Source organism: Actinomycetospora sp. NBRC 106375 (genome assembly GCF_030269665.1).
Lineage (GTDB): Bacteria > Actinomycetota > Actinomycetes > Mycobacteriales > Pseudonocardiaceae > Actinomycetospora.
The window spans coordinates 199,742-212,262 of record NZ_BSTS01000008.1; the positions used below are offsets into that span (position 1 = coordinate 199,742).

Genomic DNA, 12,521 nt, shown 5'->3' on the forward strand with positions numbered 1-12,521 from the left:
AGGGGTGGGGAGTTGGGCGATCAGCCGACGCGTCAGGTGACGCTGGCCCAGGTGGCGCAGGCAGCAGGCGTCTCGGTGGCCACCGCGTCCCGGGCGCTGAACGGGGGTGACCGGGTGGTCACCGACGAGCTGAGGACCCGCGTGCTCCAGGCCGCGCGGCAGCTGCGCTACGTGCCGAACGCGCACGCGCAGGCCCTGGCCAACCGGACGCGGGCGACCGTCGGGCTGATCATGCACGACGTCAGCGACCCGTACTTCGCGGCGATCACCCGCGGGGCCATGGAGGTCGCGTCCGCCCACGGGGCGCTGGTCATGCTCGGCAGCACGTTCCGCTCGCCGCACCGCGAGATCGAGTACGTGTCGACGTTCCGGGCCCAGCGCGCGCAGGCGATCCTCGTCGTCGGCAGCGGCTTCGACGACGCCGAGTACCTCGAGGCCATGCGGGCCGAGCTCGGCATCCACCAGGACGCGGGCGGGCGCTACGCGTTCGTCAGCCATCACGACCTGCCCGGCGACGCCGTGCTCCCCGACAACGCCGTCGGCGGCGCCGCGGTGGCGCGGGCCCTCCTCGAGCTCGGGCACCGCCGCTTCGCCGTCGCCTCTGGCCCGTCGTCGCTCACCACGGTCGAGCACCGCGTGGGCGGGTTCGTGGACGCGGTCGAGGAGGCCGGCCTCCCCCGCTCGGCCGTGCGCGTCGTGGAGCGCGAGTTCAGCGAGGACGGCGGGTACGACGCCGCCCGCGACCTCGTCCGCGAGGGCCTCTCCGCCACGGCGCTGTTCTGCGCGAGCGACGTCATGGCCCTCGGAGCGCTCGCGGCCCTGCGCGAGGAGGGCGTCTCGGTGCCCGGCGACCTGTCGCTGATGGGGTTCGACGACATCCCGGTCATGCGCCACCTCGCGCCGCCGACCTCGACCGTGAGCCTCGACCTCGCGGGCATGGGCAGGGCCGCGATGCGGCTGGTCCTGGACGTCCCCCAGGACGGCGTGGTCGAGGAGAGCGGCGCGGGCGGGCCCCGGCGCCTCCGCTTCCCGGCCGAGGTCGTCCTGCGCGAGAGCACCACCGCGCCGACCCGCCGCTGAGGCGGTCGACCGGATCGTCGCCCACACCGACCCGGACCGGTCACCCCGCCCGTCTCACTGACCGGACCGAGCGCTGGGACGTCGCCCCGACCGGTCGCAGGCTGTCCGGAACCCACCACGGGGAGCCACCGGGAGCCCGCTCATGACCAGTGCATCGGAGATCCGGCACAGCCCGCGCAAGGCCGTGCTCGCGAGCTGGATCGGGACCACCGTCGAGTACTACGACTTCGCGATCTACGGGCTCGCGTCGTCGCTGGTGTTCGCGAAGCTGTTCTTCCCGACGTTCGACACCCTGTCCGGCACGCTCATCGCGCTCTCGACGTTCGGCGTCGGCTACATCGCGCGCCCGCTCGGCGGCGTGGTGTTCGGCCACCTCGGCGACCGGATCGGGCGCAAGGCCGTGCTGGTCACGACCCTCGTGCTCATGGGCGGGTCGACGTTCGTCATCGGCCTGCTCCCGACCTACGCGAGCATCGGGGTCGGGGCGCCCGTCCTGCTCGTCGCGCTGCGGATCCTGCAGGGCCTCTCGGTCGGCGGGGAGTACAGCGGCGCGGTGCTCATGACCGTCGAGCACGCCGAGCCGCACCGCCGCGGGTTCCGCGGCGCCCTGGTCAACACCGGCACGCAGGCCGGCATGATCCTGTCGAACGTCGTCTTCCTCGTCGTGCTCACGCTGCCGCAGGAGACCCTGCTCAGCTGGGGCTGGCGGGTGCCGTTCCTGCTCTCGGCGATCCTCGTCGGCGTCGGGTTCTGGGTGCGGATCACGCTGGAGGAGAGCCCGGCGTTCCTCGAGGCGCGGGCCTCGGGCCTGGTGCGCAAGCTGCCCGTGCTCGACGTCCTGCGCCAGGGCTGGCGCAACGTGCTGCTCGTGGCGTTCGCGACGATCGCCGCGGGCACGATGTTCACGGTCACCACGGTCTACTCGGTGTCCTACGGCAAGACGATGCTCGGGCTGTCGAACACCGCCGTGCTCGCGGCGCTGCTGCCCGCGGCGCTGTTCCTCATGGTGCTCGTGCCGTGGTTCGGGCACCTCGCCGACCGCGTCGGTGTCCGCAAGGTGTTCCTCTGGGGCGCCGCGGGCCTGGTCGTGACGCCGTTCGTCTGGTTCGCGCTGCTCAACACGCGCTCGTGGTTCCTGATGTTCCTGGGCTTCCTCGCGATCTTCATCCCGTACGCGGCGAACTACGCGATGTACCCCGTGTTCTTCTCCGAGGCGTTCCCGGCGATGCTGCGCTTCAGCGGGCTCTCGCTGGGCTTCACGCTCGGCACGATCCTCGGCAACGCGTTCGCGCCCGCCATCGCGACCTCGATCCAGGACGCGACCGGCGGCTGGGTCGGCATCGCGGTCTACATGGCCGTGGGGTCGCTGATCTCGATCGGCGCCGGGATCGCGCTGCGCAGCGACCACCCCACCGAGGAGCCGGTCAGCCCCGAGCTCTCCGCAGGAACGCCAGGCTGATCTCGTCGTAGCGCGCGGCCTGCTCGTGCTGCGGCCAGTGGCCGCAGTGCTCGAGCAGCTCGAGCTGCGAGCCGGGGATCGCCTCGTGCATCCGCGTCGCCTCGGGGACCTCGCCGAACGGGTTCTCCCGTCCCCACACCACGAGCGTCGGGACGGTGATCCGGCCCAGCTCCTCGGGCGTGAGCAGGTTGCGCTGCCGGCGCTCCATGTCCTGCAGCGAGAGCAGGTTGTCGACGTTCTTCACGAACTCCGGCGCGTGGTAGATCGCGTGCCGGACCTCGACGAGCTCCTCGGTCGCGTTCGCGGGGTCGGCCATGAGCAGCTGGAGGCGCCGGCGGGTGAGCTCGACGTCGTCGCTCTCGACCGCCTGCTTCGTGCTCGTGCGGATGCGGTCCATGACCTCCGGGTTCGCGACGGTCCCGCCCGCGCAGAGCAGCTGGAGGCTCCGCAGCCGCTCCGGGCGCGTCGTCGCCAGCCGGGCGCCGACCCAGCCGCCGAGCGACTCCCCCACGATGTGCGCGCGCTCGACGCCGACCGCGTCGAGGTAGGCGACGAGGTGGTCGACGTAGTCGGCGATCTCGTAGGGACGGTCGGGCTTGCCCGTCCAGCCGTGGCCCAGCATGTCGATCGCGTGCAGGTCGTACGCGGCGTGCGCGGCGACGTTGCGGGTGAACGCCTCGAGGTGCCCGCTCGTGCCGTGCAGGAACACGACGGCCTCGGCGTCGGGGTCGCCCGCGCGCAGCGTGCGGGTCTCCACCCCGCCGGCGTCGACGTACTCGAGCCGGAACGGCAGCGGGCTCAGCTCGGTCCAGATGCTCACGACGGGGCTCCCTTGTTGATCCGGTGCACCTGGGTGTTGCTGCGGGCCGCGAGCCGGCGCACGAGCACGGCGACCGGCGGCAGCGCGACCAGGACGATGACGAGGCGCTTCACCGTCCGGCCACCTCCTCCTGCAGGGACCCCGAGCGGGCGCCCGGCGACGGCTCGGACTCCAGGAACCCCCGCACCACGCTGTGGAACGCCTCGGGGCGCTCCTCCTGCAGGTGGTGGGAGGCGTGGTCCATGACGTGCAGGTTCCCGCACGGCACCATCCGGGCCAGCATCAGCGGGTAGTCGGGCGTCAGGAACGCGTCCTGCATGCCCCAGATGAACAGCACCGGGGCCTGGATGCGGCCGAGCTCGCCCGACAGGTCCTGCCAGTCGCCGCGCGGCGAGTCCGACATGGCCGCGAGCTCGCGCTCGCCGGGGTCGAGGCTCTGGCGGTAGCGCAGGTCGAGGGTCTCCTCGGGCAGGGCGTCCGGGTCGTACCACTCCAGCCGCGTGATCAGCGCGCGCATCTTCTCGCGCGTCGGCCCCTCGCCGCCGTAGTAGGCGTCGCGGGCGTTGCGACCGCGGCGCCCGCCCTCGGGCAGCGGCGCGAGCGGGCCGTGGAACACGGGCATGCTGCCGGTGATCACGAGCGACCGGACCCGCTCCGGGTAGGTCGCGGCGAGCGCGATCGCGATGGTGCCGCCCCAGGAGTTGCAGACGAGGTCGGCGCGGTCGACGCCGAGGGTGTCCATCAGCGCGACGGTCTTCGCGGCGTGGTGGTCCCACATCGGGCCGGTGATCCGCGACTTCTCCGACCCGCCGTACTGGTGGATGTCGACGAGCAGGCAGCGCCGGTGGGCGGCGAACAACGGGGCGACGGGCCCGAAGTCGGTCCACGCGCTGCACCCGGGCCCGCCGCCGTGCAGGAAGATCGTGTCCGGGCCGGCGCCCAGGTCGTGGTAGTGGTACTTCACGCCGCCGCCGTCGGCGTAGTGGCTCTGCGGGGGTGGGGCCATCGGCGTGAGCCTCCTCAGCTCGTCAGGTCGAGCGCCGTGCGCGCGAGGACCTCGCACAGGCGGCGCATGGCGCGGACGTCGACGGTGTTCATGCCCCGGGAGAAGTCCTGCGCGGGGTCCGGGTCGAGGCCCGCGTCGGACACCTTCGGCATCCCGACCCGCGCCGTCGGGATGCCGCGGGCACGCAGGATGTTGGCGTCGGTCGCGCCGCTCATGTCCGGCACGGGCGCGTGCGGGCGGCCGTGGGTGGCCTCCCAGGCGGCGATCGTCGAGCGCACCACGGGGGCGTCGGGATCGGTCGCCGTCGCCGGGATCGCCAGCACCATCTCGAGCCCGATCTCCGGGTCGACGCCGGCCAGGAACGCCGCCAGCTCCTTCTTGATCCCCAGCGGCGTGTCGCCGGGCGCGACACGGAGGTCGAGGCGCAGCCGGCAGACCGCCGGCGTGACGGCGAGCATCCGCTCCCACCCGCCGGCGACGGCGCCGATGACGCCCTGCGGCGCGGCGGTCGCGGTGCGGTGCCGGGCCGGGTAGTCGGCGAGCCACCGTTCCAGCCGCCCCGCGACCTCGCCGGCGGCGACGATCGGGTTGCGGTAGGGCAGGCGGTGCCGGCTGCCGGCGTAGGTGTGGATCCCGGGCACGGTGACCTCGAACCACGCCAGCCCGACCTCGTCGTGGGCCACGAAGTCACCGGGCTTCGCGATCACGGCGTGGTCGGTGTACCAGCCGCGCTCCAGCAGGAACGAGGCGCCGACGCCCTGACCGGTGTTGGCCCGGGCCGGGTAGCCGGGCGCCTCCACGGCGTTGGTCGGCATCCCGCCGGCGCCGAAGGCGACGACGAGGTCGCCGGCCGTCGCGGGCCGTACCGCGCCGACCGCCTCGGCCAGCACGAGCAGGCACGCGGCGTGCCCCTTCGGGTTGCTCGCGCCGAGCCCGGACACGTACGGGCCCTCGTCGCGGGGCTCCGGGCGCATGTCGGGACGCAGCGACGGGCCGATCCACGGGACGTCGATGGCCTCCTCGCCCGTGGTCAGCGTGTCGATCGGGGCGTAGAGCATGAGGTCCTGACCGCGCCCGGCGCCCCGCAGACGCCCCGCCGCGCTCGCCTGCTGCTCGTCGATCGGGACGGTCGTGGCCGCGAGCCCGGCCGCGCCCATCCGGTCGGCGAGCAGCCGGGCCAGCGGGGCCTCGCGGCCCGTCGGGCTCGGGATCGCGGTGACCGCGTGGGCCGCGGCACGCAGGCGGTCCTCGGTGACCTCGGCGAGGACCTTCTCGAGGACGTCGTTCACGGCCCGGTCCCGGGTTCGACGAGGGCGACGCCCATCCCCGTCAGCCACTCCGGCATCGCCGCGTAGGCCAGCGACCGGCCGGGCGCGAAGTCCAGCGCCGCCGCCATCGTCAGCCACGTCCGCAGCTCCTGGCCCCCGTTGCCCGCGGCTCGCTCGATGTCGGCCGAGGTCCACATCCCGTAGGTCGCGAGCGCCCCGCGCTCGAGGTCGGCGAGGAAGGCCTCGTCGAACTCCTCGGCGATCGCGGGCCGGGCGGCGGTGATGATCTGGCGGCGGCGCCCGTCGTAGGACTCCCAGTCGCCGCGGCCGTTGAGCCAGGCCTCCACGAGGAACTCCTCGTCCTCGCCGTGCGGGTCGCGCCAGTCCGACGGCCACGGCAGCCGGTGCGACAGCCCGCCGGAGGCGATGACGGCGACGCGCAGGTCGCCGGGCAGGGTCGCGACCGCGTCGGCGAGGTTGCGGCCGAGTGCGGTGCACCGGTCGACGCGCGGCAGCGGCGCGGCGAAGACGTTGACCACCAGCGGGATCACCGGCACCGCGAGGTCGCGCAGCAGGTACTGGATCGCGTGGGTCTGGCCGTGGTCGATCTGCAGGCGCGCCGAGAGGGCGACCTCGGTGCCCCGGTCGACCAGCTCCTCGGCCAGGGCCTGCGCGAGGTCGGGCCGGGTGCGCTGCGGGCCCTTCGGCGTGCCCGCCTCCCCCGCGCCGAGCACCTCGCCGACCCCGAGCGTGAACGCCGGGATCATGTCGAGCCAGAACCCGCGGAAGTGGTTCGACCCGACGATGACCGCGACGTCGGGACGCGCCGCGACGACCGCGTCGTGGGCCGCGGCCAGGCCGTCGCGGAACCGCTCGGCGCCGTCGGTGTGCACGACCTGGTCCCAGTGGGTGTTCATCAGCGTGGAGTGCGAGGCGCCGACGCCGAGGACGATGCGGCTGCTCACGACGGCTCGATCCCCTCGGCCCGCAGCCGCGCGTGCCGCTCCGAGGTGATCTCCTCGGCGAGCTTGCGCCACCGCAGCAGCGAGTCGTCGGGGCGGTAGAGCCGCTCGGGCGGGGCGTCGGTCAGCTCGACCATCCACTTGTCCTGCGCCGAGAACTGCCCGTGGAAGAGCCAGCGGACGAAGGTCAGGTACTTGACGTAGAACGGCAGCGCCGCCGTGCCCTTGCGGAAGTCGGCCATGACGCCGACGTAGAGGTGGTTCCCGGCGTCGACCGGCACGTAGAACTCGTAGTGGATGAAGCTCGGGTACGCGATGCGCAGGACGCCGGGCATGCTCACCGACGCGAACCCGGGGAACTCCTGCGCGGCGATCACCGGGTCGACCTCGCGGTGGCTGCCGGTGTTGCCGATGTTCCCGGTGGTCGTCGGCGGCTTGAGCTTCCACCAGGCCTGCGAGTCCCAGCGCCCGAGCCCGGGGAAGTCCGCGGTCCAGTGCTGATTCTCCTGGACCCGGTAGATCCAGCGGCCGCGCCGCACGATCCGCGTCTCGTTCCACACCGGCATCGACTTGAACAGCCGCCACAGCGACGTCCGGTGCAGGTACTTGGCGTGGCCCTCGTCGTAGCCGTTCTCGCAGGCGAAGCGCCAGTTGCCCTCGCGCGGCTGCATCCGCGAGCCCAGGACGGCCTCGTTGTCGACGAGCTCCTCGGGCAGCTGCTCGTCGATCGGCGGCGGCTCCTCCCCGTCGCCGACGAACACCCACACCATCCCGAGCCGCTCCGCGACCTCGTAGGTGGGCTGGGTGACCTTGCCGCAGATCGGGCTCTGCGGGCCGTCGGTGATCGCCGCGACGAGGTCGCCGGAGGCCAGGTCGAACGTCCACCCGTGGTACGGGCAGGAGATCGTGCCCGGGAACTGCTGCGAGCCCTCGGAGAGCGGGACCCCGCGGTGCGGGCAGCGGTCGACGAGCGCGTACGCGGTGCCGGCGTCGCGGATCAGGACGATCTTCTCGCCGAGCAGCGTGACCTGCTTCGGCTTGCCGGTGAGCTGCGAGGAGTAGCAGACGGGGTACCAGTAGCCGCGGAACCCCGCGGCGGCCGCCTGGTAGTGCGGCCACGTCGACCAGTCCTGGCGGCCCGGCAGCTTCCCCGCGCGGCGGTTCCGGCGGACCGGCCGCTGCGCCCCCCGCTCGGCCTCGGTCCCGCTGTGCCCGGTCCTGCTGTGCACCGTCATGTGCCCGTGCTCCGTCCCCGCGACTGCCCCCGCCAGTGCAGCACCGGGCGCGACCCCCTCCCACGGCCCCGGTCCGCTCACCGGACCGTGCGGGGGTGTCAGCGGCCGCGGAAGCGCGGCTCCCGGCGGTCCAGGAACGCCTGCAGCCCCTCGGCCGCGTCGGCGGTGGCGGTGAGCGCGCGGACACCGTCCGCCTCGACCGCCAGCGCCTCGGGCAGCGGCCGCCCCCAGCCGTCGTCGACGACCCGCTTGAGCAGACCGATCGCGGCGGTCGGCTTGGCGGCCCACCGGGCGGCCTCGTCCGCGAGGGCGGCGTCGAACGTGGCCGCCGGGACCACGTCGTCGACCAGCCCCAGCGCGAGCGCCCGCTCCGCCGGCAGCCGCTCGCCGGAGATCATGAGCTTCGTCGCGACGTGCGGACCCACCAGCCGCGGCAGCCGCTGACTGCCGCCGGCGCCGGGGAACAGACCCAGCGCGATCTCGGGGAAGCCGAACGTCGCCGTGTCGGCGAGCAGCCGCAGGTCGCAGGCCAGCGCGAGCTCCGCGCCGCCCCCGAGGGTGTGACCGTTCATCCCGGCGATCACGGGCTTGGGGGCCCGCTCGATCATCCGCTGGACCTCGATCCACCGGCGCATCCGGTCCTGCGTGCCGGCCGAGAGGTCGCGCATCACCGCGATGTCGGCGCCCGCGACGAAGAAGCGCCCGGTGCCGGTGACCACGATCGCGCGCACCGCGGGGTCGACGGCCAGCGGCGGGAGGACGGCGAGGAACTCCTCGATCATCGCGGGGTCGACGGCGTTCGCGGGCGGGCGGTCGATGCGCACCGTGGCGACCGCGTTCTCGTGGCTGACCTGCAGGACGCTCACTCGGTCACTCCCTCGGCCTCGAGCGCGGCGAGCTCGTCGGCGCCGAGGCCGAGCAGCTCGCCGAGCACCTCGGCGGTGTGCTGCCCGAGCAGCGGCGCGGGCGTCGTCAGCGCGGCGGGCGTCCGCGACAGGCGGGCGACGACGCCCTCGTGGCGCACCGGCCCGGCGAGCGGGTGCTCGAGCACCGGGTAGAAGCCGCGGGCCGCGAGGTGCTCGTCGCCCTCGACGAGGTCGCGGCCGGTGGCGACGACGGCGGCCGGGACCCCGGCGCCCTGCAGCGCGGTCGCGGCGTCGGCGGCGTCGCGCGTGGCGGTCCAGGCGGCGAGGTCCTGGTCGCCGACCAGCGCGTGCAGGGCCCGCCGCTCGTCCTCGCCGGTCACCGAGACCGCGACCCAGCGGTCGTCGCCGGCGGCGCGGAGGACCTCGCCGCCGGTCGCCTGCACCTCCTCGCCGAGCGCGGACCGCACGACCGCCGGCCCCACCGCGGCGGCCATCGCCTCGAGCTGGGACAGGTCGACGTGCCCGCCGCGGCCCTCGGCGAGCATCGTCAGCGTCGCGAGCACCGCCGCGTTCGCCGCGATCATGTCGCCGAGTCCGAACGTCAGACCCTGGGGCGGCCCGCCGGGTTCCGCCGTGGCGTGGGTGTGCCCGGACATCGCCGCGAGGGTATCCGCGAACGTCACCGCGTCGCGCCACGGACCGGTCGCGCCGAGCCCGGCCATCGAGACGAGGACGATGCCCGGCTTCAGGGCCTGCAGGCCGTCGTGGTCGAGGCCCCAGCGCGCGAGCGTGCCCGGGCTGAAGTTCTCGATCACCACGTCGCAGTCGGGCACGAGCCGGCGCAGCAGCTCGGCGCCCCGGTCGGTGCGCAGGTTCAGTGCGACGCTGCGCTTGCCGCGGTTGACGTTGAGGAAGTAGCCGCTGTCGTCCGGCCCGGCGCCGGGGCGCAGCCGCATGCCGGGCGAGAACCGGGTGGGATCCTGGCGGTGCCACGACTCGATCTTGACGACGTCCGCGCCGTGCTCGGCGAGCTGCCGCGTCGCGTACGGGCCGGCGAGCACCCACGTGAGGTCGAGGACGCGGACGCCGTCGAGCGGTCGTCGTCGCGGTGTCCGGCGCGTCGCGGCGTCGCGGCGCCACGGGGCCGACGCCGGTGCCTCGACCAGCGCCGGGACCTCCGTGACCGGGTCCGGGCTCCACGCGGCGCCGACGTCCTCGACACCGCCGACGGAGCGGACGAACCCGCGCTCGTGCAGCTGCGGGTTGGTGCTCAGCCGCTCCGGCGCCACGACCTCCGCCCACGGCAGCGCGCGCCGGCGCCCCTCGGCGGCGATCGCGGCGGCCGGGCGCCGGGCGGCGAACCGTGCGACGACGGCGTCGACGTGCGGGCGTTCCTGCCACCGCGTGACAGGGTCGGCGAAGCGGGCGTCGGTGAGGTCCTCCGCTTCGCCGACCTCGACGAGCCAGGCGAGCAGGTCGGTCCACATCCGCTCGCTGCCCGACCAGCCGCCGGCGACGAACCCGTCGGACGCCGGGAAGACGCGGTGGGCGACGTGCTCGTAGACCCCGCCGGTGCGCCCCGGGACCCACCCGGCGTGGATCCACGTGATCGCGCCGGTCTCGAGCGTCGCCGCGACGGCCTCCTGCGCGGAGACGTCGATCAGCTGGCCGCCGCCGGCGAGCACCCCGAGCAGCGCCGCGATCGCCCCGTGCACCCCGGCCAGCCCGAGCGCGGCCTCGAACGGCGGCGGGGTGGGCGGCCCGTCGGGGCGCCCGCCCAGCCAGGTCATGCCGCCCGCCGACGCGAGCACGAGGTCGTCGCCCCGCCAGTGCCGGCGCGGGCCGGTGAGCCCGAACGGTGTGACCACGACGTGCACGGCGCCGGGCCACCGGGAGGTTCCCTCGGACGTCAGACCGCGCAGGGCGTCGAGCGGCCCGCTCTCCAGCACCACGTCCGCCTGCGCGGCGAGGTCGTCGAGGTCCCCGGTGTTGCAGCGAACGCGCTGTTCGCTGCTTCTATGCGCCCGAAGTCCCCGTTCGCTGGGGGCCTCGGCGAGGCGGACCCACCGCTTGCCGGCGTGCCAGTGGATCCGGCCGGCGTGATCGTCGTCGGGCCCGGGGTCGACGCGCAGGACGTCCGCGCCGATCCCGACGAGCGCGCGGGCCCCGGCGGCGCCGAGGCGGTCGGTCAGGTCGAGGACGCGCACGGGTCCACCTCGCCGTCCCCCGTGTCCGCGGTGACCCCCTCCGCGGCGAGCGCGGGCTTGCGGACCTTCCCGCTCGCGGTCCGCGGCAGCTCCGCGAGCAGGCGCACGTAGCGCGGCACGGCGTGCCGGGGCAGGCGTCCCGCGCACCACGCGCGCACCGCCCCGGCCGTCACGCCCGGGCCGTCGGCCACGACGGCGGCGAGGACCTCCTGCTCGGTGAGCTCGGCGTCGACACCGACCACCGCGACGTCGACGACGCCGGGCATCGCCCGCACGACCTCCTCGACGTCCCACGCCGCGACGTTCTCCCCACGCCGGCGCACGACGTCGGCGCGGCGTCCGGCGAACGCCAGGTAGCCGTCGGCGTCGACGCGCCCGCGGTCGCCGGTGGTGAACCAGCCGCCGGCCGGGAACGGGGATTCCCCCGCGTACCCGAGGAACGCGACGTGCGCGGCCCGCGGCCGCGCGGCGATCTGCCCGACCTCGCCTGCGGGCACCGGACGGCCCGCGTCGTCGATGATCGCCACTTCGTACTCGGGCACGACCCTCCCGGCGGTGCCCGGCCGCCGGTGGCGCGGCGTGCTGATGGCGACGTCGGCGAGCTCGGTGCAGGCGTAGGCCTCGAGGGCGAGGACGCCGAAGCGGTCCCGGAAGCGGTCGGCCAGGTCCGGTGGGGCCGGGGCGCCGTAGGCACGGCGCACGGCGTGGACCTCGTCGTCGGGAGCCGGCGGCCTGCGCTCCAGGATGGCCAGCATCGCGCCCATGAAATTGAAGGCCGTCACGCCCTCCGCGCGGCAGATCGCCCAGAACCCCGAGGCCGTGAACCGCGGGTGCGCGACGAGCGTCGCGCCCGAGAGCAGCGCGGGGAGCAGGCCCGCGTGGCGGACGTTGATGTGGTGCCACGGGAAGACGTTGAACAGCACGTCGCCCGGGCCGTAGCCCATCGCCGCCGTGACCGTGCACGCCTGGCGCAGCGCCGCGAAGTGCGGCAGCACCGCCGCCTTCGCCCGCCCGGTCGTGCCGGACGTGCTCATGACGGCGAGGGGGTCGCCGGGCTCGGGAGCGGGTCGGTCGACCGGGCGGCGGGGTTCGTCCAGGACGTGGCGCGCCGGCGTTCCGCCCGCGTCCCCCACGACGAGGACCGGCCCCACCTCGCGCAGCACCGCGACCCGCTCGGGGTCCGTGTGCGCGTCCACCAGGGCGACGGACGCTCCCGTCGTCGCGAGCAGTGCCCGCACCGGCGGCGCCGGGAGGTCGGCGGCCACCGGTACCTCGACCGCGCCCAGCACCGCCAACGCGAAGATCGTCTCCACCGCCGCCGGGCCTGGCGCCAGGCACGTCGCGACGGCCGACCCACGGGGGACGAGGCCCGCGAGGCGCTCGGCCAGCCCCCGCGCCCCGGCCGCGACCTCGCCGACCCCGATCCGTGCGCCGTCGGAGAAGCGGACGAGCTCGGCGTCCGGATCGCGCGCGGCGCGCCGCGCCAGCGCCGCGAGCGGTGTGATCACCCCGTCGGCCACCTCGTCCGTCCCCGGCACCGCACCACCTCCCCGACCGGCACCGTCCGCGCCCGGCCGCACGCGGGACAACGCGGCGGTCCGCCTGGCGAACCGGTCCG

Annotated in this window: 10 protein-coding genes; 2 read left to right on the forward strand and 8 right to left on the reverse strand. The window is 75.0% G+C overall.

Going from position 1 to position 12,521, the window contains the following annotated elements; all coding sequences use genetic code 11:
* The first annotated feature begins 51 nt into the window (after positions 1–51).
* Positions 52–1,080: a LacI family DNA-binding transcriptional regulator gene (locus tag QSK03_RS15435; protein ID WP_285653645.1), complete on the forward strand. Its 1,029-nt coding sequence runs from the start codon at positions 52–54 to the stop codon at positions 1,078–1,080.
* A gap of 142 nt (positions 1,081–1,222) precedes the next feature.
* Positions 1,223–2,539 (forward strand): MFS transporter, encoded by a 1,317-nt coding sequence (locus QSK03_RS15440; protein WP_285653646.1) that lies wholly within the window; start codon positions 1,223–1,225, stop codon positions 2,537–2,539.
* Here the strand turns inward: QSK03_RS15440 and QSK03_RS15445 are convergent.
* The 8 genes from QSK03_RS15445 to QSK03_RS15480 all read right to left on the reverse strand — a co-directional run bounded on the left by QSK03_RS15445 (position 2,505) and on the right by QSK03_RS15480 (position 12,441).
* Complete coding sequence (locus QSK03_RS15445; protein ID WP_285653647.1) at positions 2,505–3,359, reverse strand: alpha/beta fold hydrolase; 855 nt, start codon at positions 3,357–3,359, stop codon at positions 2,505–2,507. The genes QSK03_RS15440 and QSK03_RS15445 overlap by 35 nt on opposite strands.
* A 109-nt stretch (positions 3,360–3,468) precedes the next feature.
* Complete coding sequence (locus QSK03_RS15450; protein WP_285653649.1) at positions 3,469–4,365, reverse strand: alpha/beta fold hydrolase; 897 nt, start codon at positions 4,363–4,365, stop codon at positions 3,469–3,471.
* A 14-nt stretch (positions 4,366–4,379) separates the two neighbouring features.
* Entirely contained in the window at positions 4,380–5,654 is a 1,275-nt protein-coding gene (locus tag QSK03_RS15455; protein ID WP_285653651.1) for a M20 family metallopeptidase, read from the reverse strand.
* The gene (locus QSK03_RS15460; RefSeq protein WP_285653654.1) at positions 5,651–6,598 is read right to left on the reverse strand and encodes a DODA-type extradiol aromatic ring-opening family dioxygenase; all 948 of its coding nucleotides are present in this window, start codon (positions 6,596–6,598) and stop codon (positions 5,651–5,653) included. Before QSK03_RS15460 ends, QSK03_RS15455 begins: the two co-directional genes overlap by 4 nt.
* Positions 6,595–7,830 carry a Rieske 2Fe-2S domain-containing protein gene (locus QSK03_RS15465; protein ID WP_285653656.1) on the reverse strand — a complete coding sequence of 412 codons (1,236 nt, stop codon included), beginning with the start codon at positions 7,828–7,830 and terminating at the stop codon, positions 6,595–6,597. The genes QSK03_RS15460 and QSK03_RS15465 overlap by 4 nt, the downstream gene beginning before the upstream one ends.
* 98 nt (positions 7,831–7,928) lie before the next feature.
* Positions 7,929–8,696, reverse strand: coding sequence for an enoyl-CoA hydratase/isomerase family protein (locus QSK03_RS15470; RefSeq protein WP_285653658.1), 768 nt, complete (start codon positions 8,694–8,696; stop codon positions 7,929–7,931).
* Entirely contained in the window at positions 8,693–10,903 is a 2,211-nt protein-coding gene (locus QSK03_RS15475) for a CaiB/BaiF CoA-transferase family protein (RefSeq protein WP_285653660.1), read from the reverse strand. Before QSK03_RS15475 ends, QSK03_RS15470 begins: the two co-directional genes overlap by 4 nt.
* Positions 10,885–12,441 (reverse strand): AMP-binding protein, encoded by a 1,557-nt coding sequence (locus QSK03_RS15480; protein ID WP_285653662.1) that lies wholly within the window; start codon positions 12,439–12,441, stop codon positions 10,885–10,887. Before QSK03_RS15480 ends, QSK03_RS15475 begins: the two co-directional genes overlap by 19 nt.
* Between the last annotated feature and the right edge of the window lie 80 nt (positions 12,442–12,521).

Bases quoted from the DNA above. Each gene is read 5' to 3' on its own strand.
- QSK03_RS15450 (WP_285653649.1), bottom strand. From the start codon at position 4,365: ATGGCCCCACCCCCGCAGAGCCACTACGCCGACGGCGGCGGCGTGAAG.
- QSK03_RS15465 (WP_285653656.1), bottom strand. From the start codon at position 7,830: ATGACGGTGCACAGCAGGACCGGGCACAGCGGGACCGAGGCCGAGCGG.
- QSK03_RS15440 (WP_285653646.1), top strand. From the start codon at position 1,223: ATGACCAGTGCATCGGAGATCCGGCACAGCCCGCGCAAGGCCGTGCTC.